General features: G+C 68.0%; 24 protein-coding genes, 1 tRNA gene and 1 other RNA gene. 21 read left to right on the forward strand and 5 right to left on the reverse strand.

The features are described from left to right. Positions 1–939: 939 nt before the first annotated feature. Positions 940–4,257, forward strand: a complete 3,318-nt coding sequence (locus tag KBX37_RS16360; protein ID WP_210776815.1) for a COR domain-containing protein — start codon at positions 940–942, stop codon at positions 4,255–4,257. 722 nt (positions 4,258–4,979) lie between these two features. On the opposite strand, the gene KBX37_RS16365 is transcribed toward KBX37_RS16360, so the two are convergent. Together KBX37_RS16365 and KBX37_RS16370 are read right to left on the reverse strand one after the other, a co-directional pair. Then, positions 4,980–5,426, reverse strand: a complete 447-nt coding sequence (locus KBX37_RS16365; RefSeq protein WP_210776816.1) for a hypothetical protein — start codon at positions 5,424–5,426, stop codon at positions 4,980–4,982. 634 nt (positions 5,427–6,060) lie between these two features. Further along, on the reverse strand, positions 6,061–6,504 hold the full coding sequence (locus tag KBX37_RS16370; RefSeq protein ID WP_210776817.1) for a hypothetical protein: 444 nt from the start codon (positions 6,502–6,504) through the stop codon (positions 6,061–6,063). Between the two features lie 298 nt (positions 6,505–6,802). Between KBX37_RS16370 and KBX37_RS16375 the strand changes: the two genes are divergently transcribed. Continuing rightward, complete coding sequence (locus KBX37_RS16375; protein WP_210776818.1) at positions 6,803–7,018, forward strand: hypothetical protein; 216 nt, start codon at positions 6,803–6,805, stop codon at positions 7,016–7,018. Positions 7,019–7,044: 26 nt separating this feature from the next. On the opposite strand, the gene KBX37_RS16380 is transcribed toward KBX37_RS16375, so the two are convergent. Both KBX37_RS16380 and KBX37_RS34510 read right to left on the reverse strand, forming a co-directional pair. Beyond that, positions 7,045–7,476 carry a hypothetical protein gene (locus tag KBX37_RS16380; RefSeq protein WP_210776819.1) on the reverse strand — a complete coding sequence of 144 codons (432 nt, stop codon included), beginning with the start codon at positions 7,474–7,476 and terminating at the stop codon, positions 7,045–7,047. Between the two features lie 466 nt (positions 7,477–7,942). Next, a complete protein-coding gene (locus KBX37_RS34510; protein WP_247658200.1) occupies positions 7,943–9,187 on the reverse strand; it encodes an XRE family transcriptional regulator in 1,245 nt (414 codons plus the stop codon). A gap of 220 nt (positions 9,188–9,407) precedes the next feature. On the opposite strand from KBX37_RS34510, the gene KBX37_RS16395 reads away from it, so the two are divergent. The 15 genes from KBX37_RS16395 to KBX37_RS16465 all read left to right on the forward strand — a co-directional run bounded on the left by KBX37_RS16395 (position 9,408) and on the right by KBX37_RS16465 (position 18,649). Next, positions 9,408–9,728, forward strand: coding sequence for a hypothetical protein (locus KBX37_RS16395; RefSeq protein WP_089021118.1), 321 nt, complete (start codon positions 9,408–9,410; stop codon positions 9,726–9,728). 240 nt (positions 9,729–9,968) lie between these two features. Beyond that, positions 9,969–10,892: a hypothetical protein gene (locus KBX37_RS16400; protein WP_307849090.1), complete on the forward strand. Its 924-nt coding sequence runs from the start codon at positions 9,969–9,971 to the stop codon at positions 10,890–10,892. Positions 10,893–10,977: 85 nt separating this feature from the next. Beyond that, positions 10,978–11,853, forward strand: coding sequence for an FtsK/SpoIIIE domain-containing protein (locus tag KBX37_RS16405; RefSeq protein WP_210776821.1), 876 nt, complete (start codon positions 10,978–10,980; stop codon positions 11,851–11,853). Then, positions 11,850–12,293, forward strand: coding sequence for a hypothetical protein (locus tag KBX37_RS16410; protein WP_210776822.1), 444 nt, complete (start codon positions 11,850–11,852; stop codon positions 12,291–12,293). The genes KBX37_RS16405 and KBX37_RS16410 overlap by 4 nt, the downstream gene beginning before the upstream one ends. Then, complete coding sequence (locus tag KBX37_RS16415; RefSeq protein ID WP_210776823.1) at positions 12,290–12,499, forward strand: hypothetical protein; 210 nt, start codon at positions 12,290–12,292, stop codon at positions 12,497–12,499. Before KBX37_RS16410 ends, KBX37_RS16415 begins: the two co-directional genes overlap by 4 nt. An 89-nt stretch (positions 12,500–12,588) precedes the next feature. After that, on the forward strand, positions 12,589–13,029 hold the full coding sequence (locus KBX37_RS16420) for a hypothetical protein (protein ID WP_210776824.1): 441 nt from the start codon (positions 12,589–12,591) through the stop codon (positions 13,027–13,029). Next, positions 13,026–13,325, forward strand: a complete 300-nt coding sequence (locus KBX37_RS16425) for a hypothetical protein (protein WP_210776825.1) — start codon at positions 13,026–13,028, stop codon at positions 13,323–13,325. The genes KBX37_RS16420 and KBX37_RS16425 overlap by 4 nt, the downstream gene beginning before the upstream one ends. Next, positions 13,322–13,669, forward strand: a complete 348-nt coding sequence (locus KBX37_RS16430; RefSeq protein WP_210776826.1) for an RRQRL motif-containing zinc-binding protein — start codon at positions 13,322–13,324, stop codon at positions 13,667–13,669. Before KBX37_RS16425 ends, KBX37_RS16430 begins: the two co-directional genes overlap by 4 nt. Then, entirely contained in the window at positions 13,669–13,962 is a 294-nt protein-coding gene (locus KBX37_RS16435; protein WP_210776827.1) for a hypothetical protein, read from the forward strand. Before KBX37_RS16430 ends, KBX37_RS16435 begins: the two co-directional genes overlap by 1 nt. Beyond that, positions 13,952–14,236 carry a hypothetical protein gene (locus KBX37_RS16440; protein WP_210776828.1) on the forward strand — a complete coding sequence of 95 codons (285 nt, stop codon included), beginning with the start codon at positions 13,952–13,954 and terminating at the stop codon, positions 14,234–14,236. The genes KBX37_RS16435 and KBX37_RS16440 overlap by 11 nt, the downstream gene beginning before the upstream one ends. Beyond that, the gene (locus KBX37_RS16445) at positions 14,223–14,948 is read left to right on the forward strand and encodes a hypothetical protein (RefSeq protein WP_210776829.1); all 726 of its coding nucleotides are present in this window, start codon (positions 14,223–14,225) and stop codon (positions 14,946–14,948) included. The genes KBX37_RS16440 and KBX37_RS16445 overlap by 14 nt, the downstream gene beginning before the upstream one ends. After that, positions 14,945–15,211, forward strand: a complete 267-nt coding sequence (locus KBX37_RS16450; RefSeq protein WP_210776830.1) for a hypothetical protein — start codon at positions 14,945–14,947, stop codon at positions 15,209–15,211. The genes KBX37_RS16445 and KBX37_RS16450 overlap by 4 nt, the downstream gene beginning before the upstream one ends. Further along, on the forward strand, positions 15,211–16,992 hold the full coding sequence (locus tag KBX37_RS16455; protein ID WP_210776831.1) for a replication initiator: 1,782 nt from the start codon (positions 15,211–15,213) through the stop codon (positions 16,990–16,992). Before KBX37_RS16450 ends, KBX37_RS16455 begins: the two co-directional genes overlap by 1 nt. A 167-nt stretch (positions 16,993–17,159) precedes the next feature. Beyond that, positions 17,160–17,366, forward strand: coding sequence for a helix-turn-helix domain-containing protein (locus tag KBX37_RS16460; protein ID WP_210776832.1), 207 nt, complete (start codon positions 17,160–17,162; stop codon positions 17,364–17,366). Between the two features lie 17 nt (positions 17,367–17,383). Further along, positions 17,384–18,649, forward strand: coding sequence for a site-specific integrase (locus KBX37_RS16465; protein WP_210776833.1), 1,266 nt, complete (start codon positions 17,384–17,386; stop codon positions 18,647–18,649). An 88-nt stretch (positions 18,650–18,737) separates the two neighbouring features. Here KBX37_RS16465 and KBX37_RS16470 read toward each other — a convergent pair. Beyond that, positions 18,738–18,822, reverse strand: a tRNA-Ser gene (locus KBX37_RS16470). A gap of 82 nt (positions 18,823–18,904) precedes the next feature. Here KBX37_RS16470 and ffs point away from each other — a divergent pair. From ffs to recR, 4 genes are all read left to right on the forward strand, one after another. Next, positions 18,905–18,994, forward strand: an RNA gene (ffs, locus tag KBX37_RS16475) — signal recognition particle sRNA small type. 107 nt (positions 18,995–19,101) lie between these two features. Then, on the forward strand, positions 19,102–22,086 hold the full coding sequence (locus tag KBX37_RS16480; RefSeq protein ID WP_210776834.1) for a DNA polymerase III subunit gamma and tau: 2,985 nt from the start codon (positions 19,102–19,104) through the stop codon (positions 22,084–22,086). 108 nt (positions 22,087–22,194) lie between these two features. After that, positions 22,195–22,503, forward strand: coding sequence for a YbaB/EbfC family nucleoid-associated protein (locus tag KBX37_RS16485; protein ID WP_218896632.1), 309 nt, complete (start codon positions 22,195–22,197; stop codon positions 22,501–22,503). An 8-nt stretch (positions 22,504–22,511) separates the two neighbouring features. Continuing rightward, positions 22,512–23,105, forward strand: a complete 594-nt coding sequence (recR, locus tag KBX37_RS16490) for a recombination mediator RecR (protein ID WP_179802253.1) — start codon at positions 22,512–22,514, stop codon at positions 23,103–23,105. Positions 23,106–23,424: the final 319 nt, after the last annotated feature.

The raw sequence follows: 23,424 nt of genomic DNA on the forward strand, positions 1-23,424 counted from the left end.
GCAGCCAAGCTCGCCCGGCGCTGGTCAACTGGTCCGCCGAGGTACAGGGAAATCCGGCCGTGTCCACCGCCTTGGCTACTCGCTTGGCTACCCAAGTCCTACGTCCCGTTGGGCGCGACCCCCGCCGGGGGAGCCTGGTCGCCCTTGTCAGTCAGTGTCAACAGATCGCGTCGGATGCGCTCATGCAGGGCCGGCATGTCGCTCGTTCCGCCTGTCGTCGTCGCATGGCCAGCGGTTTGCTGACTCGCTGCTGACTCCGCCTGGCCTTGACGGCCCGCTGACAAGCCGTGTGCTACGTCAGCTCGGGTCTCGTTACGTTCGCCACCTCGGGTAACCCGGGTAAGCCATCCACCGCCTGCCGTCAGGGGCTGTCCACCCGAGTTGCGCTATGTCCAAAGGCGACCGACGCTTCAAGAGTTTGCAGAGTCGGTCTTGAGGAAGGTGTTCCGAATGAGCCCCCGGCGCAAGAACCCCTCGCTTTCACCGACCGAGGCCTGGGTTACCTTCATCTTAATTGCGGCTTTAATGGTGTTTTGCACCTGCGGCCTGTGGCGAGAGGGTGGCTGGGCGGTCAGGATTGGGGCGCTGATCGGTAGCGGCCTTAGCCTTCTGTATGTAGGGGCTTACTGCCTCGCCGCCGTTGACGGTGGTACCAGCCAAGATCACAGGCGCCCTCGGTCGTGAACCTCTGGGATGCCGGCGAGGCGGTCGCCGACAGCCGGTACGCAGGTCACGAGCCTGGGCCGGGCCCGCTCAGGCTCCCTCGCGGGACGACCGCTTCTTGCTGACCTAGAGGTAGCAGAGGCAGCGTGCCGGAGTCAGCCTAAATCACCGCATAGACAACAATATGGACCGTGTTCGTGCACAAAACTCCACACAGGACTTGTCCGACTCCACGAGGTGCGGGATGCTCGCAGAGTTCACAGCTAGGAGTAGAGGGTGGAAAGTGTGTGGGACCGAGAGCCCCCGGACCAGCTCGCGTTCGAGGGTGGCGAATATGAGATTGTAGAGTCCACAGAAGAAGACGAAGCCATTCTAAGAGCGGCCGACGATAGCGCCGACTCTATTGAACGCTTTGGGCTCGATGAGGCGATGCAAGATGAGACAAGCCTCGCTTCGGACGACGTTCACGGTTCGCGCTATTCGAAAGCAGACCGGTCCCACTCCCTTATTCTGAGAGCACACAGTCTCGCCAATGGCAGGAGCTTTCTGGACGTGGGGGGCCTGGATCTAGGGGAATTAGGTGAAATTAGCCTACCTATCCTCCGTCAATATCGCCACATTGACCTATCCAGCAACGGCCTCTCCAAACTCCCAAAAGGCCTCTCGTCCTTGCGAAATCTTCGCATCCTCGACCTAGGCAACAACGACCTAACGGCAATACCCGCGGAATTATGCACCCTAGCCCGATTAGAAGTTCTTAATCTATCCGACAACAGTATTGACAATTTTCCAGACGGCCTCGACGGCCTCCGTGGTTTGCGGCATCTAGACCTCAGCGGGTGCCAGTTACGGGAGCTGCCTCGAGCGGTTGGGAGCTTCTCAAATCTGACCGTCCTTCGGGCCTCCGCCAATAACCTAACCGAGCTACCACAAGAGATTCAGCGATGTGTCAGTCTCGACACCGTTTCACTGGACGTCAATCACTTTGATGAATTCCCTCCCCAGCTCCTGAATCTCACAAACCTACGTCATGTCGACCTCTCAAGAAATCTCATTACGGATCTCAGCGATCAAATAACCAGGCTAGGCATGTTGCTGACATTAAACATCGGCGGCAATATGCTCGCTGGACTGCCGGAAAGCATAGGATCTCTACCGGAACTCAGGGAACTTGACGTCTCGCGAAACAGGTTGGACAGCCTTCCCGCTACAATCGGTCGGCTGTCACAGCTGCGCCATTTGGATGTGAGCTATAATCGCCTGGCAGGCTTACCGGCGGAGCTTTCAAAGCTGTCACGCGACATCGGCATAGATCTGGCCTGGAACCCGCTCTCAGACACACTAGCGTCCGTTGCAGATCAGGGAGTGCCGGCACTATTCACGTTCCTTGAGAGCCTTGAGCACAGTCGGCCGCAGTATGAAGCAAAGCTGATTCTCGTGGGAGAAGGCGGGGTAGGGAAGTCGACACTCATCGCCGCGCTACGCGGAGACGAGTTTGTGCAAGATCGGGCAACTACGCACGGCATTGAGTTGGCACATCTTGACCTTCCCCACCCCAATTCCCCCATCAGCATTATGCTGAACTCGTGGGATTTCGGTGGCCAAGATGTCTACCGAATTACTCATCAGTTCTTTTTTTCGCGTCGGGCGCTATACCTGCTGGTCTGGAAGCCGCGAGAGGGCCAGGAGCAGAACAGCATTGAAGAATGGTGCCGCCGAATTCGTCTGCGGACGGGCTCTGATGCACGGATTATCGTAGTCGCAACTCACGCCGATGAGCGCCGGCCCGAGTTGGATTTCGGCTACCTCCGTACTAAGTATCCAGAGGTGCTGGTAGGGAGCTTCTCCGTAGACAGCGAGTCTGGCCGCGGTGTCGCCGAGTTGCGTAATGCTATCGCCAACCAAGCTGCTTCGCTCCCTCAAATGGGCGAACTGATGAGTGATAGGTGGATAGCCGCGCGGGACCGCATCACGAGTATCGCGAAACCCCACATCTCAAGGCTCACCTTTGAGCGCATTTGTGCGGCCGAAGGACTGGACGAAGAGAGCACGCAAACCCTCGCAAACCTGCTGCACGATCTCGGCTACATCATCTATTACAGTGATGACGAAAGCCTGCGAGAACTGATCGTGCTCCAGCCAGAATGGCTAACCAAGGCGATCGGTTACGTTCTAGAGGACGAGGAGACTCGAGATCGCGGTGGCGTGCTGATGCACGCCAGACTGCAGCAGATATGGTCACAACCTGCGATCGCTGGCGAGGAAGGCTACCCTGCAGAGCTCCACCCCTATTTTCTGCGCCTGATGGAAAAGTTCGATATTACGTACCGTCTCCCAGACGAACCTGCTAGCCTCGTTGCTCAATTGGTGCCGTTTGAAAGGCCCACACCTCTTGAATGGGAGCCCTTCCCTAGAGATGCGAACACAAAGCGGCTGCGCCTCATTTGTCGTACTGCCGACGAGGCGCCCGGTCTCATCGCCTGGCTCACTGTAAGAAATCACCAGTTTTCGGTCGGGCGACATTGGCGACGCGGGGTGCTACTCGTCCACGAGGCCTACGCAAGCCAGGCCGTGCTTGAACTGTCTCCGAACAATGTTGATCTTACCTTGACCGTAATGGGCCCCGCCCCAGAGTATTTCTTCCACTATCTACGGGACGGAATCGAAGAGTTAATTATGCGGCGCTGGAGGGCGCTCCAGTACCATTTCCTGATTCCATGCGGTAGGGCCCTGGGCGGCGGGAAGACTTGCACGGGCTATTTCGCATACCAGGCACTAGTCAAGTTCCGCCAGCGGGGCGAAGATAAGATCATTTGCCTGTCCTGCGTTGAGTGGTCCGAGGTGTCAACCTTACTGACAGGGTTCGGCCGGAAGGCTCAGCAGCTCGACGACGTTCTCGCTGAGCTAGCCGCCTCCCAAAAGACAGCAAACGCTACGCTTCAGCGTTTGGAGGCGACGGCGGCGAATACCGCCGGCATGGTGCGCGTAGCCCTTAGGATGCTCAGCGCCGAAGTTAGCGACTCACCTCGGCTCTTCACCTTCGTTCCTGAGGACAGGTCTCGAATCATCCGGACCGTGTCGCCACGTCAATACTTTCTGTTGACCCTGTGGTGCGAAGCGCCTGGGGCCGAGCACCGCGTCTCAGACGCTACCTACCGATTCCGGCCTCCAAAAGATTGGATACAGAACGTCGGGCCGTATGCTGTACTCGTGGTAAAAATGTTGCAATTCGTGGTGCCGATCGCAGCAGCGACCTACGGCGCTACAATTTCTCCTTCTGAACTTGCCACTGCGAAAGCGGATCTCGACCTGACCAAGACGTTGGCCGAGAAGCTGCCGGCTCCGGCCATTGGGGGAAACGAACTGGACGCTGGCGAGGTTCGTGGGCTTACTCGTGCGGAGGGGGCCGGGCTCCGCGCCTTGCGGCAGCTACTCGTTAAGCTCGATCCCGCCGGTCGCTATGGAGATCTTCGACGGGTCCGGTCATCCTCGGGAGATTTATTGTGGGTTTGCCCAGAACATCATCGCAGCTACGATCCTGGTCTCCCGGAACTTGGCTATGCCCCTGCTGTGTCGGCTGAGGAGCTTGGCTAATTGCCATTCTCCCCAGATGCCAAGCTGATTCATCGGCTTGTCGGGCGAAGATCAGGAACAATAGTCGGCCATCCCGTATGCCGTCGACCCGCCCTCTTGTGGGAGCGGGCCGCCGCCCGGCCCGCCAGGTCAAGCGGACGTTGACGCAGGTTCGGACGCTGGCGGGTCGGGCGGTGGTCTGCTCGGCTTGCCCGGGTCGATGGCAGGCGGGATGGCCTAACCGCAACCACCCCCGGACCGTCACCCGCCGGCGCAGCGCTGGCCATCCTGGAGCCGGAGCGCCCCCGCCGGAGGCGCACTAACCGCAACCCCGCGACCCCCGCCAGCTCGCCGACGCGGCCGGCGTGCGCTCCCCTACGCCGCGCGGGCTCGTGGCCGCGCGGCCCGGCCGGCTGCCGGCCCAACTTCTCATCGGCCAACGCCTGTCGTTCTGCGGCGGCCCACCGGGCTTCCCCGCTGTCCGCGCCAGCCGCCGGGCGTTCTGCGTGGCCGGAGCGGAGCGACAGCGGAGTGCAGGCCGCGCGCCCAGGCGGCGGCGCGTGCGGCCCGTTCAGGGCCGCCTTGAAGACGTACAGAAACTTTGAACCAACCGCCGGCAGCCGGGCTGTCCGGTCTCGGGACCTGCGTGACAGATCGATATCAGGACCTGCGTGACACTCCGCCGAGGTTGGCCACAGCGAGCGGTGGAGCTCCGTGACCGCCGGGAGGACATCGGAGCCGGCTCACTGACTCGGCTCACGCTCCGGACAGTCGGCGTGCAGCCAGGTTGCGGCCAAGTCCTGGCTCGTCACGATCAGCCTTCCGGAGAGACAGACGATTTCGTGTCGGCACCCGTGTTCGTGCGGCAGCACTTCGTCCAGCATCACGTCCTGGAGTTGGGCCACGTCCAGCCCTTGGTCGGCCGGCTCAATCGTCAGTCTCTGCACGCCGCTGTAGCGGATCGTCAGGTCTTCCTCGTGCTTCCAACAGTTGTGCCGCAGGTACAACTCAAGCCAGCGGCTTCCGTCCGCCTCACCGGACGTCAGTCGCGCGGGCTTCAGGTCCTTGACGCACCGCTGACCCAAAAAGTCGTAGTGGCCGGGGTCCGTAGCGAACCTGCGTGCTCCCTCGGGCAACGAGTCAGCAAGCGACGGCAACTGCCGGAGGTATGCCTCGGGATCCAGAGCCATGCCATCGCTGGTCCGCTCAACGCTGACATACCTCACTGCCGCGCCCCCTCTGATCCCGCCACCCGCAGCTCATACAGGCGAGGGGCATCATCGCACCTACGGCGGAGCGAAGGGGAGATCCTCTAGCCGGACGTGTCACCCACGCCCCGAGACTGATCTGTCACGGACGTCCTGAGACCCGACACGCCTGCAGCCGGGCCTGTCCGACTCCGGATGATGCGTTACACAGTGGCTTCACTTGATAGTGACACTCCGCCGAGTGCTGCTCAACCTAGGTCTTGTCGACGTGGCTGGCCCGCCATCGACGCCACAGCACTGAGGCAGACCAGGTCGCCACACTGGCCGCCAGGCACCCCACGACGATCTCTTGGGGGCGGCCCAATCCGCTCAACACCTGCGACAACACCGTGCAGACCATCGCAACCAGGCCCACCCCATGCAGCCATGTGGGAACCTTCTCCAACCAGTCCCACCTCTCCATCAAGGCCGAGCCCGGCGGCCCCTGCCGTCATCCGCCATGTCCTCTAGCCTGTCCAGACGTGACGATGGTCTAGCCGGACGTGTTACGGATCAAGCGACACTGATCCGTCACGCATCAAGTGGAGCCCGACACGCCGGCAGCCGGGCCCGGTGATCAGGCGGCCCGCGGCCTACGCAGTGCTTCCGCGAGCGCCTCGGCGTTCTTCTTGTCGACCCGGGGGAAGGTCAGAGCTACGCCGTCGCCCGGAGTACTGAACCCGAGGCGCAGCAGGCTCACGATGCCCATCTTGGCCTCGGCAAGCGAGACCTGTTCACGGGGCACCTCACCGAGCACATCCTTTCCGGGGCCCCCAAGAAGCGTCTGCGGCAGGAAGATCAGTCGACGGTTGGTGAGCACGACGAACTGCTTACTAGTCGACGCGAGCACGGCTCCCAACAACGCTCCACCCTCAAACCTCATCGCCTGGCTGACGACCGCCCCGACTCGGCCGGACGAGAACTTCCCGACGATGGCCCGCGCCGCCATGACCGGCTGCTCACCGGCCTGCAGGATCGGCGTTACATGCTCGAACGCACGGGTTTGAAGCTTCTGTCGCACTGCGTCTCCGTTTCCTTGGCCTTGAATCGTGCTGAGGCTAATGACTCGGAGCCTGATCTAGATCGGACGATCGGTCGGAAATCAGACGGGAGAAATGGGCCTTGGCCTTTGCGGGTATGACTCCGGGTCACCTTGTGAGCCGGACACGCGGCAGCCGGACGATCGAACGTGTGTTCGATTAGGGTGCTGGGCGTGGAGATACGTGGTCGCTGGTGGAACGGATCAGACCACGCCCCACGGCTGCAACCGGCGGCGGGTCGGCGCGTCCCGGTCGGGCACCCGGTAGTCGTGGGGCCGCATGGCCCGGCGGGACATCTGGCTGGTCTCCGACGGTTGGCTCTGGCGGGTCCGTGGCCGCCTCAGTGGGGACGGCGGGCAGGAGGTCTCGTACGACTTTCCGGACGAACCATCTGCACGAGCGATGGTCGAACGGATGATGAAGACCTCGGCCGGCACTTGGCGGGATCTCACCGAGGCGGTCCGGCAGGAGACCAACCGCCGGCAGACTCGCTAGCTAGGTCGGTCGCTGGCCGGCAACTCTCAACGGCAGGCATCTGCCCGGACATGCACGCCGCACCACGGCGGTAGGTCGGCTGTCCACACCCGCCAGCCGCCGGCGTCTCGCCGCGTCTCGAAGCGCCACGGGTGACCGGTGCCGCTGATGTTGACCTGTTCGTTCCACCAGACCGCATGGACTTGGGCGGTCACCGTCGCGCGGTTGTCGGCCTGGTCCTCGACGTCGATCGGTCCGACCACTTCAAGCTTTGACGGAACATTGCCGCGTTCCATCTCGCCGCGGTACTGACGCCACTGCCGCAGCAGCTCGTCATGACGCCTGCCGGCCAGCACCCGCGACAGCCCGATCTGCTCTCCGCTGCTCATCTGGAGCACGTACACGTTCACGGCCGCTTCCGGTGTTGCCTCACCTCGCTCGGCCTCGGCTTGCCGCAGAACAGCCCACGACACCGGCACAGCCACGCTCCCCGTACACAGCACGGCTACGAGCGAGAGCAACATCCATGGCCAATGGCGCGGCGATCGAACCAGCGGCTCGCCTGCCGTCGCCCGGCGACCCGGCAGGATTGGTGCCTCCCTTGGTCCCATAGAAGGCAACATATGCCTCTCGTGGGTTTCCCAGCCAGTGCCGGTCGTCGGCCTCGGCCGCCATACGGCCGTTGGTGCCAGAATGAAGCCGTGGAAGCTGGCCCTGACCCGACTGCGGAGTGGTGGACAACCTCCGACGTAGCTGCGTACCTCGGAGTCAAGGTCGCGACGGTGACTAACTACCGGAAGCGGGGTCAGATGCCAGAGCCGGATGCCACGGTGGGCCGCACGCACATGTGGCGCCCGAGCCGGGTCATGACCTGGCATGAGAATCGCCCACGCCCAGGCGTCGGCGGTCGTCCAAGCCGGGCAAGCGGGGACGGAGACGACGCGGTCAGCTCACGCTGAGGGTTCGCACCTCATCGAGGTACGAGGTGGCCTCCGGTTCCTTCGGGTATCGCTCGCGCAGAAGCGTCGCCAGCTCCTTCGAGACCAGCAGCAGTGAGGGCAGCGACTTGCGATCTCCCTCTAGCGCCTGCCGCCCGTAGGAGACTGCCCTCTCTACGTCGCCTGCCCTAGCCGCCACCACGCCCAGCGTTATCCGGGCTTCCGCTTGGCGCATCGGCTTCCGGTCCGTCCCGTCCGGGTCCGTCGAGGAACGGATCACCTCGCGGGCGTACATCTCTGCGAGGCGGTCTTCGCCTGCGATGCGGTAGCAGTCCATGGCGTAGAAGTCGAACTTCGCCGGGTCCACCACGAAGTGGTGGTCGGTGTCCTCGGGATACGGCAAGGATTCAAGCAACATGCGGCCCTTGTCCAGCGCCGTCTCTACCTGTCGCCTGTCGCCGAGCCGTGCCCATGCCTTGGCGCGCTGCGCGGCCAGCTGCACGGCCGCCCCGTCATGGGCGGCCACTGCCTCGCCTGCCTCAGCGGCCGCGATGACGCCCCGGTAGTCGCCTTGCGTCAGCGCGTACCAGGCTCGCATCTCGTAGGCCCAGCCTGAGATGGCGGCATTGCCGGCTTCCTCGCCGAGTGTCAACGCCGCCTTGCGGGTGCCTTCGGCAACGTGACGGAGGCCCATGTCGTACTCCACGCAGCCAACGAGCAACGCGACCCAGCCTGCCAGTGTTAACACCTCCTTGTGCTGCGCGAGGGTTAGCCGGCGGTCCCTCAGTGCGGTGATCCGGCGCAGCCACGCACGGCCCTCCACCCGCAACTGCTCCGATGCCATATAGGGGTACTCGCAACACAGCCGATCAGCGGTTATCCGCAGCGCTTCAAGAGTGGCGTTCGATACGTCGGAGCTACGGAGGCGGGCAAGAATTTCCACCGTCTCCATGCCGGTTCCCGCGATTAGTTCCGCGTCAGCCTCATGAGGTGCCGCCGGCGGGAAGAACGCGGCCGTGACAGTGCCGAACGTCTTAGCGATGAGGGCCTTGTAGAAGGCGTCAGGCTCGGAGCTTCCCGCCTCCCACCGCTTCCAGTTCCGAAGCATGGTGCTGTCGGCCGGAAGCTGCTCGGCGGAGTGTGCTCGCATGGCACGCACGGCTTCCCCCTGCGACCACCCCCGTGCGGTGCGCTCAGCCCTCAGCCTGGTCGCCCAGACGGGTCGGTCGAGGTCAGCAGCTACGTCAGCCATGCGGCCAGTATCGCCCCAATCCAGGGGACATGGCGAGGGGACTTAGACCTGTCACCGCAGTGACACCTGTCGTTCTTTGGCAGTGAAGGCGATCGTTTTGGGTGTCAGCGAAACGTCGGAAGAACTCCGGCTAGAGTCTGGCGCAGTACCAACTGAGTTGGTACTTTCAAGGCGAGGCAGTCATCCACCAGGGGATGCGCCTAGACACAGGAGGTAGCTCGTGAAGCTGTACGTGGACACCCAGAGCAAGCAGGTTCAGGTGACGAAGGACCCGGAGCCGAAGAACGACCAGAACGGCAACCAGCGGTCGGAGAAGAACACTGGCCGGCTCATGTGGTCGACCCAGGTCTTCGTTCTCGACGAGACCGGCGGCGAGATCATCACCATCACCACGGCGGGTGAGAAGCCGGGCGTGACGGTGGGACAGCTCGTCGCTGTCGAGCAGTTGGAGGCCATTCCGTGGGCGACCAACGGGCGTAACGGCGTCGCGTTCCGCGCCATCTCGCTGAAGCCGAAGGCTGGTAACTCGGCGGCGAAGTAGGTCCTCGTTCACCGTGCTGTGTCTGCCACTGGTGTCCGTGGCAACCCGTAGCGGCTGAGGTCCGCTCGCTCAACTGAAGAAGGCAGTCCGGGGACGGCTCTGGCGTCCAACGTTCCCGGCCTGGTGACCACGACCGGTGGTCACACCCCCGCAAGAGCTGGCGCGGGGTCGGTACTGGCGTCCAAACCTGCCGACCCCGTGCCCTCCACTCATCCACCCTCGTGCAAGGGAGGACTCGTCGTGTCCAAGTTTAGCCCCCGCCGCCCCTTCGGGCGGAACACCGGAACGGTGACGGTCATCGAGGCCAAGGTCCACCGATCTTCGGCCCGCAACGCCCGGTTGGCGTTCATCCTCACGGCGGTCATCGTCGGCCTTCTTGCGGCCGTGGTGGCCGCCTCCTCCATCCACCCCATCCTCGCCCTGTTCCTGGGCGCGGCCATCGGCGTCCCGTCCGGCGGGCTCGCCTGGGTCCTCGTGCGGATCTGGCCGGTACTGCGGCTGCTGTGGTGGTGGTCCATCGAGATCGGGCTCACCACCGCTGTCATCACCTTCTGGGTGCAGCTGGCCAACCACACCAGCACTCCGGTGACCCTCGTGGTCGTCGCCCTGGTCGTCGGCGTCCCCGCCGCCATCCCGACCACCCGCCGCCAGCTTGTCGCCTGGACGTGGTGCCTGGTCGTGCGGCACCGGCTGCGCGTGTGCTTCGCGCAGTTCATCATCGCCAACCAGTCCGGTTCGCTGCCGCTGATCCTGTGGGCCCGTCCGACCCCGGTCGGTGAGCGGGTCTGGGTCTACCTGCGCCCCGGCCTCTCGATGGCCGATCTGGAAGGTCGTCTCGATCGCATCGCGGTCGCCTGCCACGCCGCCACCGCTCTGGTGGAGCGGGCCTCCGACGGCAACTCCGCGTACCTGCGGTTCGACATCAAGCGCCGGGAAGTCCTCACCGCGACGGTGGGTTCCCCGCTGGTCGACGTCATCAACCCCGACACGCCCACGGCCGACCGGCCTTCGCCGGTGATCCCGACGGCTCTGGACCTGCCCGACGTCGACGCACCCGTCATCGCCCTGCCGGTGCAGAAGAAGCCGGCCAGCACCGCCAACGGCACCAAGCCCGCGGCTACGTCCTCGTCGGCTGACGCCGACGACGTCTCCGACTGGATCTGACCCCAACCCAACCTCGGTCGCGGAGAGCCCTGCGGGCTTGTTCGTGTGGCTCTCCGCGCCCACCTGCCGCCCAAGGAGGGCACCCATGACCACCACGACACCCACCCCCACGTCAGGGGTTCCGGTGGGGCCTGGCCTGTCGATGTTCGACCCCATCTTCGTCGGCATCGACGAGTTCGGTCAGCCCGTCTACATCACCCTCGCCTACCGCAACCTCCTCGCCGGCGGCGAACCCGGCGGCGGCAAATCCGGCCTGCTCAACGCCATTGCCGCCCACGCCGCCCTGGCCGTCGACTCCCGCCTCGTCCTCCTCGACGGCAAGCTCGTCGAACTCGGCCAGTGGGAAGACGTGGCTGACGCGTTCATCGGCCCCGACATCACCGAAGCCCTGACCGTCCTGCGACGGCTCCAGGTCGTGATGAACAACCGCTACGCCTGGCTACGCGCCCACGGGCGCCGCAAACTCACCGCCCTCGACGGACTCTCCGTCATCACCGTCCTGGTCGACGAGATCGCCTTCTACTCCGCGACCGTCGGCAGCAAGCAGGAGCAGGAAGAGTTCGTCGCCCTCCTGCGCGACCTGGTCGCCCGGGGCCGTGCCGCCGGCATCCCCGTGGTGGCCGCCACGCAGCGGCCGTCGTTCGACATCATCCCCACCTCGCTGCGGGACCTGTTCGGCTACCGCGCCGCGTTCCGCTGCACCACACCCAACAGCTCGAACATCGTCCTCGGCCACGGCTGGGCGGAGCAGGGCTACTCCGCCACCGACATCCAGCCCACCAACCAGGGCGCGGCCTACCTCATCGCCGAAGGCGGCATCCCCCGCCGCATCAAGGTCGCCTACCTGTCGGATGCCCAGATCGCCGGCATCGCCGACTACGCCGCCTGGATCCGCCGCCCCCGGCGGTTACCGGACCTCGTGCCCGACCTCACCCGCCTCGATCTGGGAGCAGCGGCATGACAAACCACCCTTCGACACCGCACCACGAGTGCCACGAGTACGCCGACCTTGAAAACGCGGAGTACAGCGACCGCACCGACCGGGTGGAAGAAATCCAGTGGTGGCGGTGCACCTTCTGCGGGGACCTCTGGAAGCAGATCTTCTGCTCCAACTACACCGAACTCGCCGACTCCATCGTCTACGACAACCACTACCCCCGCGAGTGGCCGGGACTGGACGTCGTCGACATCTTCGCCGATGTCCTCAAGGCGCGAGACACGGCAGATGACAACCACACCTGCCGGGACCACCTGCTCATCGAATGGCAGGCCTACCTGCCCGACATCGGGGACCAGTACTACCTGCTCTGCGTCGTCTGCGGAAGCCGCGGTCTGGTCGTCTGGCCCGATACCGACCCACTGCCGCCCGCACCGCCTTACCCATTGCGGCGGCCGGCATGACCACCCGGCAACGCGCATACGCCCGCGCCAACAACCAACGGGCCGCGCAGTTCGTCGAGCTGTGGATCGTCGCCCAACCGGCCGAGATCGCGGCCATGGTCCAGGTCGCCTCCGCCAGCGGCCGACTCGTCTTCCTGTCCCCGCCGACCCCGATGGGCGGCGACGACACCCGCCACCGCCGCTACCTGCGGCTTCGCAGCACCTAAAACGGCCGACAGGACCAGTGATTCGCCTGGCAGCAGAGCTGGTCCTGCCGACCACCGACCAAGCCCCTTCTCGAAAGGACGTGGCTTCCATGAAGGCTACCCAGAATCCGTCCGCCGTCGAGGTCACCCCGGCGGTCATCCTGCGCGGTGCCGCCCTCTACATCAGCCGGCACGGCTGGACCCAGGGCACCTACTACGCCGACGACACCACCGACGGCATGTCCGTGCAGCCCAACCCCACCCCGCCGGCCTGCGCCATGGGCGCCATCGCCATCGCCGCGTTCGGCCGACGCCTCCCGGAGGACTCGTTCCTCCTGCCCGAGTGGGTCGACTACAAGAACGCCGAAGACGCCCTGCTCGCCCACCTCGACCTGCTCTACCCGCCCACCGGCGACGGCGACTTCCCCCACCCCGAAATCGGGGAGTGGAACGACCAACCCGACCGCACCGCCGAGCAGGTCATCGCCACCCTCACCGCCGCCGCCACCGAGTGGGACAACGCCCACGACCGGCAGGCGGTGCCGGCATGAACACCGTCAAGAAGCCCTTGACGCCGTTCGGGCAGCAACTCAAGCACCGGCACGTCGTCGAAAACGACGAGTTCGCCGCCTTCGCCCGCCGCATCATCCGCGCCCACGGCCGCCGCGTCGCCACTGGCGACGTTGAAGCCCTGCGCGACCTCACCGCCCTGTCCTCGGTCATCGACCAGGCCATCACCGAAGCCGTCATCGGGCTGCGGGAGTTCGGCTACTCCTGGGCCGAGATTGGCTCTCGCCTCGGCATCACCCGTCAGGCCGCCCAGCAGCGCTGGGGGGACCGGCCATGACGAGCACGTTCTACGACCCGGCCGGCACCCGCTACGGGATGCCCACCTTCCCCTACCGGATGGCACCCGAGGGCCTGGCCACCCGCCGGCAACTGCGCGCCGCCGGCCTGCGACCCGCGGGACACGAACCCGTCGCGCAACTGCTGTGGAGGCGCGGCAAGCGCGTCGCCTACCTCTACCGGATTTCCCTCGCCGCACCCAAACGCGTCGCCACCCCCGCCCAGCGCGACGCCATCGCCAAGGCCCTTCGCGCCCGCCGCACCTGCCGCGTCTGTGGGCTGGTGCAGCCCTACTACATCCCCCGCCGCTACGGCTGCTGCCTCGACTGCCACGGAGGCGACTGATGACCACCGCCATCACGAACCTCGCCGCTCAGGAGCGGATGACCCCCGACGGCTACGTCGTGACCGCCATCGCCAGTGACTTCGCCGCCCGGGGCGAGCTGTCCTTCGAACGGTTCCTGTCCGGCTACTACGCCGAATCGCTGCGCATCATCCACGAAGCCCACCTCACCGACTGCACCGCCGCCGACGGCGAGCACTGCGCCACCTGCAACGGCATCCGCGTCGGACTCGCCGGCCTCATCGCCGAAGAACGCCTCGTCACCGCCGGGGAGGTCACCAGCGATGGCCGATGACACCTGCCGATTCTGCATCGAGGCCAACATGCCCGCCGGCGTCCACGACGTGCTCGGCCCGGTCTACCGGCCCTGCCCCGAATGCCTGCCCATCTGCGGCGGCTGCGACGGCGACGGACTCTTCCCGTCCGACTTCACCTGCCTGACCTGCTTCCGCAACCGGATGGCCGCCGTCGGCCTGATCCCCGTGCTCTGCGCCCACTGCCTGGGCGTCATCGACCTCTACCCCACCCCACACCGCCGACCGGAGGTGACCAGCCATGACCAGCACTAAACCCACCAGCGGCACCCGCCTCGAAGGCGTCGTCCTGGTCCTCATCCTGCTCACCGTCGCCGGCTTCGCCGGAGCCGCCTCCTTCACCCACGTCAAAGACTGGACCCTCGCCAACTCCCCCACCGGGACCGGCCAGTGGTTCGGCTGGGCCAACGCCGTCATCTCCGAACTCGTCCCCATCGCGTCCCTGCTGACCATTCGCCGTCGCCGCCGGGCCGGCGCTCCTATCGGCTACCCGCTTTTCCTGCTCATCGCCTCCGCTGGCCTGTCCCTGGCCGCGCAACTCGCCGTCGCCAAACCCGGCCCATCCGGGTGGCTGCTCTCCGCCGTCCCGGCCTTGGCGTTCATGGCCCTGGTGAAACTCGTCCTCGCCCCGGCACCCACGCCGGAACCCGGCATGTCCACCGCCGAGCCGGCCGAGCCGATCCGCGTTCAGGTGGCCGAGCAGGTCACCACCGCGCCGGCACCACCGGCCGCTATCACCCCGGCCCCCGAGCCGACCCCGGCCGTCGAGCCGGAACCTGTCACCACGCCGGCCCCGGAGCCGGTCGACGTCCCTGCCCACCTGCTGCCCACCGCCCGCTTCGCGGCCGTGCAGCACGAACAGACCACTGGCCAGCCCATCACCGCCGGCGAACTGGCCGACCGGCTCAGCATCGCCCCGGCCGTCGCCGGGCAACTCCTCACCACCATCGCCGGTGGTGCCCGATGACCATCTACCTCGTCGACATCAAGCAGGTCATCCACACCTGCCCCGCCTTCGCCGACCCGCACCCGTTCGACATCCGCCGCACGCTCGTCGACGTCATCCCCGGCGGTCCCTGCCGGGCACCGGTCACCATCCGCTCCGGCGGTACGACCACCCTCATTCCCTGCCATCGGCACGAGCCGGCCAAGCGCCAGTGCGGCGCCTGCCGGGTCATCGTCACCGAACGCACCATCACCACCCGACACCTCACCGAGGTTGCGGCCTGATGGCCTCGACGCTGGACCTCACACCCCGAGCCACGGCCCGGGGTGTGGGCTCGAACGCCGACACCATCGCCCCCGTCTACACCTACACCGCCGCCGGCTCCGCCTTCGAACGCGCCACCCGCCCGGACTACTTCGGGTGGCTGGAACACGTTCGCGCCGCCGCCGGCTGCACTCGCCCCATCCGGCTGGCCGGACAGCTCCTCACCGTCGACCCCTCGACCGGGCGGGTGCTGGACCAGCGGCACACCGACGCCATGCCTGATGCCGCGATCTACACCGCCTGCGGCAACCGACGCGCCACCGTCTGCCCCTCGTGCGCCCGCACCTACCAACGCGACGCCTACCAGGTGCTGCGCGCTGGCCTTATCGGTGGCAAAGGCGTTCCCGGCACCGTCGCCCAACACCCGGCGGTGTTCCCCACCTTTACCGCCCCCTCGTTCGGCACCGTGCACGCCCGGGTCGTTCGCAAGCACACCTGCGGCAACCGCCGCCGCTGCGACTGCCGGTCGGAGCCCTGCCACGCCCGCCGCACCGCCGGCCTCTGCCAGCACGGCCGCCCCGCCGCCTGCTGGGCCCGCCACGAAACCGGAGACGCCGTCCTCGGTCAGCCGTTGTGCCTGGACTGCTACGACCACGACCACCAGGTGGTCTGGAACCTGTTCTCCGGCGAGTTGTGGCACCGCACCAAGCAAGCCGCGGAACGGTGGCTCGCCAAGCTGGCCCGCCGCCGGGGCATTCCCCGAGTCGAGGTCGTCACCGCCTCCGGCAACATCCGCAGGGTTCCGCCGGTCCGGCTGTCGCACGGCAAGGTGGCCGAGTTCCAGGCTCGGGGCGCGGTCCACTTCCACGCCCTGGTCCGCCTGGACGGCGTCGACCCGACCGACCCGACCGCTGTTGTCCCGCCGCCTGCTTGCTTCACCGTCGCTGACCTGGAAGACGCCCTCCGGGCCGCCGTCGAGCAGGTCGGTTTCGCCACCCCCAGCCATCCCGACCGGACTGAGGGCTGGCCAATGGCTTGGGGCGAGCAGCTCGACATCCGACCCATCAGCCTCACCGGCGACGGGGAGGTCACCGACAGCATGGTCGCCGGCTACCTTGCCAAGTACGCCACCAAAAGCACCGAGGTAACCGGGCACCGCTCCGTCAGGCTCGACGCCGATTCGATCGGCGACTACGCCGACCCCGACGGCGACCACACCGCCCGCCTCATCGACGCAAGCTGGCGCATCGGCCGACCCACCGGCACACCCGTCCCGCTCTCACAGCGGCCCCGTGACCATCGGCCCCGGCCCGGCTTCGTCGAGCGCTGGGAGTGCCCCGACTGCGGCACCCACACCCGATACCCGGCCTGCCCCGTCTGCGTCGCTCACCGTCAAGCCGTCCTTGACGCTCAACCGGCCAGCAGACCACAGGCCACCAACCCTTACGCCCGGCTGCGCCGCTGGGCGCACATGCTCGGCTTCGGCGGCCACTTCCTCACCAAAGCCCGCCGCTACTCCATCACCTTCCAACTCCTCCGCGACAACCGCGTCGCCTTCCGCCGGCACGAGCACCAGGACCACGCCCACCCCGCCGCCGGCCGGCAGATCGTCGACGACCTCGACGACACCACCCTCATCGTCGGCACCCTCACCTTCGCCGGCGTCGGCTGGCACACCACCGGAGACGCCCTCCTCGCCAACACCGCCGCCGCCCGCGCCCGCGAACGACGAACCACCGGCCGCGAAGAACTCGCCCACGAACACGGCACCACCAACACGACCCTGCCCACCGCCGCCTAACCCACCGTCACCGAAAGGATGCCAATGGAAAAACCAGAACTGCCCACCGTCGAAAGGCCGCACAGCGGCTTCACACAAGCCGTCCCCGCCCTGACCAGCACAGAGACGGCTACCCCGCCAGCACCCCTGTCAGCCCACACCCTGATGACCCGGGGAGGCACTCACCGATGACCACCTCGAAGCCACTCGTACTCACCATCGAGGAAGCCGCCCAGCAACTCGGCATCGGCCGAACCACCATGTACGCGCTGATCAAGAAGGGTGACATCCGCACCGTCACGATCGGCCGACTCCGCCGCGTACCCACCTTCTGCCTCGATGAGTACGTGCGGAACCTCTTGACCGATCCGACGCCCCTCGACCACGCCGCCTAACGAAGGGAGCCTGACGGATGGGGCGCAGACCCAACGGGGCATCGAGCATCTACCTCGGCGCCGACGGTTGGTGGCATGGCCGTGTGACCGTCGGCGTGAAGGACGACGGAAAGCCAGACCGGCGCCATGTCCAAGCGAAGACCGAGGCCGCGGTGATCCGCAAGGTTCGCGCACTGGAGCGCGAGCGCGACAACGGCACGGTCCGGAAGCCGGGGCAACGCTGGACGGTCGAGAAGTGGCTCACGCACTGGGTCGAGAACATCGCCGGCCCGGTGGTCCGCACGAACACTCTTGACGGCTATCGGGTGGCCGTCCGTCGGCACCTGATTCCCGGTGTGGGCGCCCACCGCCTCGACCGCTTGGAGCCGGAGCACCTGGAGAAGCTGTACGTCCGGATGATGGCCAACGGCAGCGCGGCCGGCACCGCCCACCAGGCGCACCGGACCATCCGCACTGCCCTCGGCGAAGCGGTCCGCCGGGGGCACCTCGTGCGGAATCCCGCCGCGCTGGCTAAGCCGCCCCGACTGCCCGATGCCGAGGTGCGGCCGTACTCCGTACCGGAGGTGCAGGCGATTCTCCGCGCGGCGGCATCGCGGAGGAACAGCGCGCGTTGGGCCGTGGCTCTGGCCCTCGGCCTGCGGCAGGGTGAAGCGCTCGGCCTGAAATGGACGGACGTGGATTTGGATAACGGGACGTTGACCGTGCGTCGCGCGCTTCTCCGCCCGAAATGGCGGCACGGCTGTGAGGGAAGATGCGGGCAGAAGATGCCCGGCCAGTGCCCGGAGCGAGTGAACCAACGCCCGGTTGCGGCGGAGACGAAATCACGCGCGGGTCGACGTTCCATCGGCCTGCCGGCCGCCTTGATTGATCTGCTGCGGCAGCACCGGAAGGAACAGGACGCCGAGCGCGAAATCGCCGCGCAGCTCTGGCGCGATGAGGGCTGGGTGTTCGCCTCACCGACCGGCGAGGCGATCCACCAGGCGACCGACTACGACGAGTGGAAACGGCTGCTCAAGCTTGCCGGAGTGCGGGACGGCCGGCTGCACGACGCCCGGCACACCGCCGCGACCGTGCTCCTGGTCCTCGGCGTCTCCGGGCGCGCCGTGATGGGCATCATGGGCTGGTCCAACTCGGCGATGGCCGTCCGGTACCAGCACATGACCGACCAGGTACGCCGGGACATCGCGCAGCAGCTCGGCGGACTGCTCTGGGGCGACCCGCCGCGCCGGCCGGGGGAGAGCGGCGACGGGCCGGCGGCAGGCTGGCTGGAACAGGACAAGTGAGACGACAACTGAGACGAGAGCGACGCAGAGACGACGAAGGGCCGGTCCCCGATGGGGCCGGCCCTCGCGTTTGTGCTGCTCAGAAGAGCGGAGGATACGAGATTCGAACTCGTGAGGGTGTTAACCCAACACGCTTTCCAAGCGTGCGCCCTAGGCCTCTAGGCGAATCCTCCGCGAGCCAGGATACAGGTACTCGGCGGGCCGACCACCCCACCACCCCCTGATGATCCACCCGGGTTCGGGTAGGCTGGGTGTCACCTCCCGTGCGGCGGTATCTCGTGAACCTCCCCAGGGCCGGAAGGCAGCAAGGATAAGCGAGCTCTGCCGGGTGCACGGGAGGCCTTTTTGTCTCCGGGCGCCGGTACCGTACCTGCGGGTCGGGTCACGGGGTGGTGGGTGGTCACCCGCGCCTGACCGGCGCAGAATGGCTCGGTCGAGAGGAGGCGGTACGGGTGGCACTGGCCCTTTACCGCAAGTACCGGCCGCGCACCTTCGCCGAGATCATCGGGCAGGAGCACGTCACCGAGCCGCTGTCGCAGGCGCTGCGCAGCGGGCGGCTCAACCACGCCTACCTCTTCTCCGGCCCCCGGGGCTGCGGCAAGACCTCCAGCGCCCGCATCCTGGCCCGCTCGCTCAACTGTGAGCAGGGCCCCACCCCGGAGCCCTGCGGCACCTGCGCGTCCTGCCGCTCCCTGGCCACCGACGGCGCCGGCTCGATCGACGTGATCGAGATCGACGCGGCCAGCCACGGTGGCGTCGACGACGCTCGCGAGCTGCGCGAGAAGGCGTTCTTCGCACCGGCCAGCAGCCGCTTCAAGATCTACGTCATCGACGAGGCGCACATGGTCTCGTCGGCCGGCTTCAATGCGCTGCTCAAGCTGGTCGAGGAGCCGCCGGAGTACGTCAAGTTCATCTTCGCCACCACCGAGCCGGAGAAGGTCCTCGGCACGATCAAGTCGCGGACCCACCACTACCCGTTCCGGCTGATCCCGCCGAAGACGCTCCGGCCGTACCTCGAACAGCTCTGCGAGGCGGAGGGCGCCACCGTCGAGCCGGCGGTCTTCCCGCTGGTGGTGCGCGCCGGCGGCGGCAGCGCCCGGGACAGCCTCTCCGTGCTCGACCAGCTCATCGCCGGCGCCGGGCCGGAGGGCGTCACCTACGCCCGGGCCGCCGCGCTGCTCGGCGTCACCGACTCCGCGCTGATCGACGAGATGTGCGACGCGCTGGCCGCCGGGGACGGCGCCGCCGCGTACGCCACCGTCGACCGGGTGGCGGAGGCCGGGCACGACCCGCGCCGGTTCGCCTCCGACCTGCTGGAACGCCTGCGCGACCTGATCGTGCTTCAGCAGGTGCCGGACGCCGCGGCCAAGGGTCTGATCGACGGCCCGGGCGACCACGTCGAGCGGATGGCCGCCCAGGCCCAGCGGCTCGGCCCGGGCACCCTGTCCCGCTGCGCCGACATCGTGCACAACGGCCTGGTCGACATGCGCGGCACCACCGCGCCCCGGCTGCTGCTGGAGCTGATCTGTGCCCGGATGATGCTGCCCGGCGCCGACGACACCACCGGCGGCCTGCTCCAGCGTCTGGAGCGGATGGAGCGCCGGCTCACCCTGGGTGGCGCCGAGCTGCCATCGGCCGCCGCCGGCCCCGCGCCGGTCGCCCCCGCTTCCCAGGTACGCCCCGAGCCCGCCCCCGCCGCCCCGAGTGCGCCCGCCCCCGTCGTGGAATCGCGGGACGTCTCCGTGCCGGCGGCCGCCCCGGCGGCGGAGCCGGTGACCCCGCCGGCCGCGCCCCGTCGGGTGCCGCCGGAGGCGGTGATGCCCGACCCGGCCACCCCCGCGCCGCCCCGCCCGGGCAGCAGCCCCCCGGGTGCGCTGGACGCCGTCGCGGTACGCCGTGCCTGGCCGGACATCGTCGCCAAGGTCAACCGGATCAAGAAGCCCGCGGCGGCGCTGATGCGCGACGCCGTGGTCCGTGACGTGGACGGCGACACCGTGGTGCTGACCGTCAAGTCGCCGGTCCTCGCCCAGATGATGGGCAACCACATCTCCGTGCTGTCGGACGCGCTCTACGAGGAGTTCGGTGGTCGCTGGCAGATCCGCTGCGAGGTGGCCGGCGAGCGTGGCGCGGCCACGCTCAGTGGCCCGAGCCGGGCGGGGGCTCCCACCCGACCGGCTTCCCCGCCGACCCCCGCGCCCGCCGGCCCGGCCGCTGCCGACCTGACCGGCCCGTCCAACGGCGTAGGCCCGTCCGGCTCAGCCGGCGGTGTAGGCCAGGCCGGCGCGGCCAACGGCGGAGGCCGGTCCGACGCGGCCAACGGTGGAGACCTGGGCGGTCCGGTGGGTCCGAACGGCGTGGGTTCGCGCGTTGCGTCCGGTGCTCCCGGCGGCGCGGGTTCGGGTGGCCCGGCGGGTGCGTCCGGCGGTGGCGCCGCCGGGGGTCCGGCTGGCCAGTCTGCCGGCCGTGGCTCGGTCGGCGGCCCGGGGGCCGGGGGAGCTGGGACCGCCATGGGCGCAGCCGGTTCGACCCACGGTCCCTCCGGTCCTACCGGCGGTGCCGGTGGCTCGGCGGGCAGTGACGGCGGGCGGTCCGGCGGTGCAGGGCGGCCCGATGGTGCGGGACAGCCCGGTGGCGCCGGCGGCCCGGCGGGCAGCGACAGCGGGCGGCCCGGCAGCACAGGGCGGCTCGGCGCAGGGCAGCCCGGTGGTGTGAGGCAGGCCGGCGGCCCAACCGGTCCGGCGCCCCACGGCGGGACCAGCCTGGGGACCCACGGCGGGACCGGCCCGGCGCCCCACGGCGGGACCGGCCCGGCGCCCCACGGCGGGACCGGCCCGGCGGCGAGCGGCCCGAGCGGCCCGGCCGACGGTGCCGGAGACGACGAGGACTGGCCCGAGCCGGCCCGACCCGGCGGTGCGAGCGGCGGCGACGAGGGCTGGCCCGAGCCGGCCCGTCCGGGTGGTGCCGCGACCGCCACCGCAGGCGGTGACGACTGGCCGGAGCCAGCCCGCCCGGGTGGGGCAACGGCCACCGCGGCCGCCGTACCGAGACCGGCCGGCCCGCAGTCGGCACCGTCGCCGGCCCCGGCGGCGGCGACCGGCGGCGCGCCGGTGAGCAGCGCGATCGCGGCGGCGCGGGCCGCTGCGGCGGCGGCCGGCACGGGCAAGGCGGCACGCCCTGCGCAGGCGACGCGGAAGACCGCGGACGCCGACTGGGCCGGCGAGCCGCCGTACGACCCGGACTTCGACGGGCCGTTGCGCGGCGGTGGCCGCCCCCAGCCGGCGGCGACCCCGGCGTACGAGGGGTTCGACCCCGGTGACGAGCCGCTGGACGAGGTGATCGACGAGCGGACCGCCCGGCAGTCCAGCGAGGAGCAGGCGGTGCAGCTGCTCCGGGAGGCGTTCGGCGCCGAGAAGATCGACGAGGTCGACGCGCGCTGAGCGCGCGCCGGCCAACGAGGACGTGTGCCGCCGCCCGACTAGGCTGGGCGCGGCCGAGCAGACGAGTGCGAGAAGGAGCCCTCCGTGCGCCCAGGTGGACAGCCGAACATGCAGCAGATGCTGAAGCAGGCGCAGAAGATGCAGCAGCAGATTGCCAAGGCGCAGGCCGAGCTGGCCGAGGCCGAGCTGACCGGCACCGCCGGCGGCGGCCTGGTCACCGCGACCGTCTCCGGTGCCGGTGAGATCAAGAGCATCAAGATCGACCCGAAGGCCGTCGACCCGGAGGATGTGGAGACTCTGGAGGACCTGGTCGTCGCGGCCCTGCACAACGCCGCCGAGGCGGCCAAGGAACTGACCGAGAAGAAGATGGGTCCGGTCGCCGGCGGCATGGGCGGCCTCGGCCTGCCCGGGTTCTGAGCCGGCTGATGTACGAAGGTGCCATCCAGGATCTGATCGACGAGCTGGGGCGGCTGCCGGGCGTGGGCCCGAAGAGTGCCCAGCGGATCGCGTTCCACGTCCTGTCGGCGGACCCCGCCGACGTCAACCGGTTGGCCGGCGCGTTGCGCAAGGTCAAGGAGCTGGTCCGGTTCTGCACCACCTGCTACAACGTGGCCGAGTCCGACCAGTGCCGGATCTGCCGCGACCCGCGCCGCACCGACGAGGTGCTCTGCGTGGTCGAGGAGCCCAAGGACGTGGTGGCGATCGAGCGGACCGGTGAGTTCCGGGGCCGCTACCACGTGCTCGGCGGGGCGATCAACCCGCTGGAGGGCATCGGGCCGGACAACCTGCGTATCCGCGAGCTGATGACCCGGCTCAGCGGCGGGACGGTGCGGGAGCTGATCCTGGCCACCGACCCGAACACCGAGGGCGAGGCGACGGCGACGTACCTGGCGCTGATGGTCAAGCCGATGGGCATCTCGGTCACCCGGCTGGCCAGCGGCCTGCCGGTCGGCGGCGACCTGGAGTACGCCGACGAGATCACCCTCGGCCGCGCCTTCGAGGGCCGCCGCGCCGTCTGAGCCGTCGTACGCACGGCCGAGCCGTATCCGATGGGTCCACGCGAACAGGCGTGGACCCATCGGCGTTCCCCGGGTCGCCGGCGCATCACCAGAGCGCCCGGCCCCCGCGTGGCATCCCCTGGTCCGGGGCGATCTTGGACAGTTGTCGTTCCGAGGGAACGGTAAGTGTCCAAGATCCGGTTGGACGGGGTGGGTTCCCGGGCGGATATGCCGCTGGCCGGCACCCCGCTCGGGGGTGCCGGCCAGCGTGTTGGTTCAGGGTGGGTCAGTTGTTCCAGTGCTTGGCGACGAGGTCGGCGGCCTGCTTCTCCCACTGGGC

Origin of the sequence: Micromonospora sp. U56 (genome assembly GCF_018070095.1) — a bacterium.
Taxonomy (GTDB): Bacteria; Actinomycetota; Actinomycetes; order Mycobacteriales; family Micromonosporaceae; genus Micromonospora; species Micromonospora purpureochromogenes.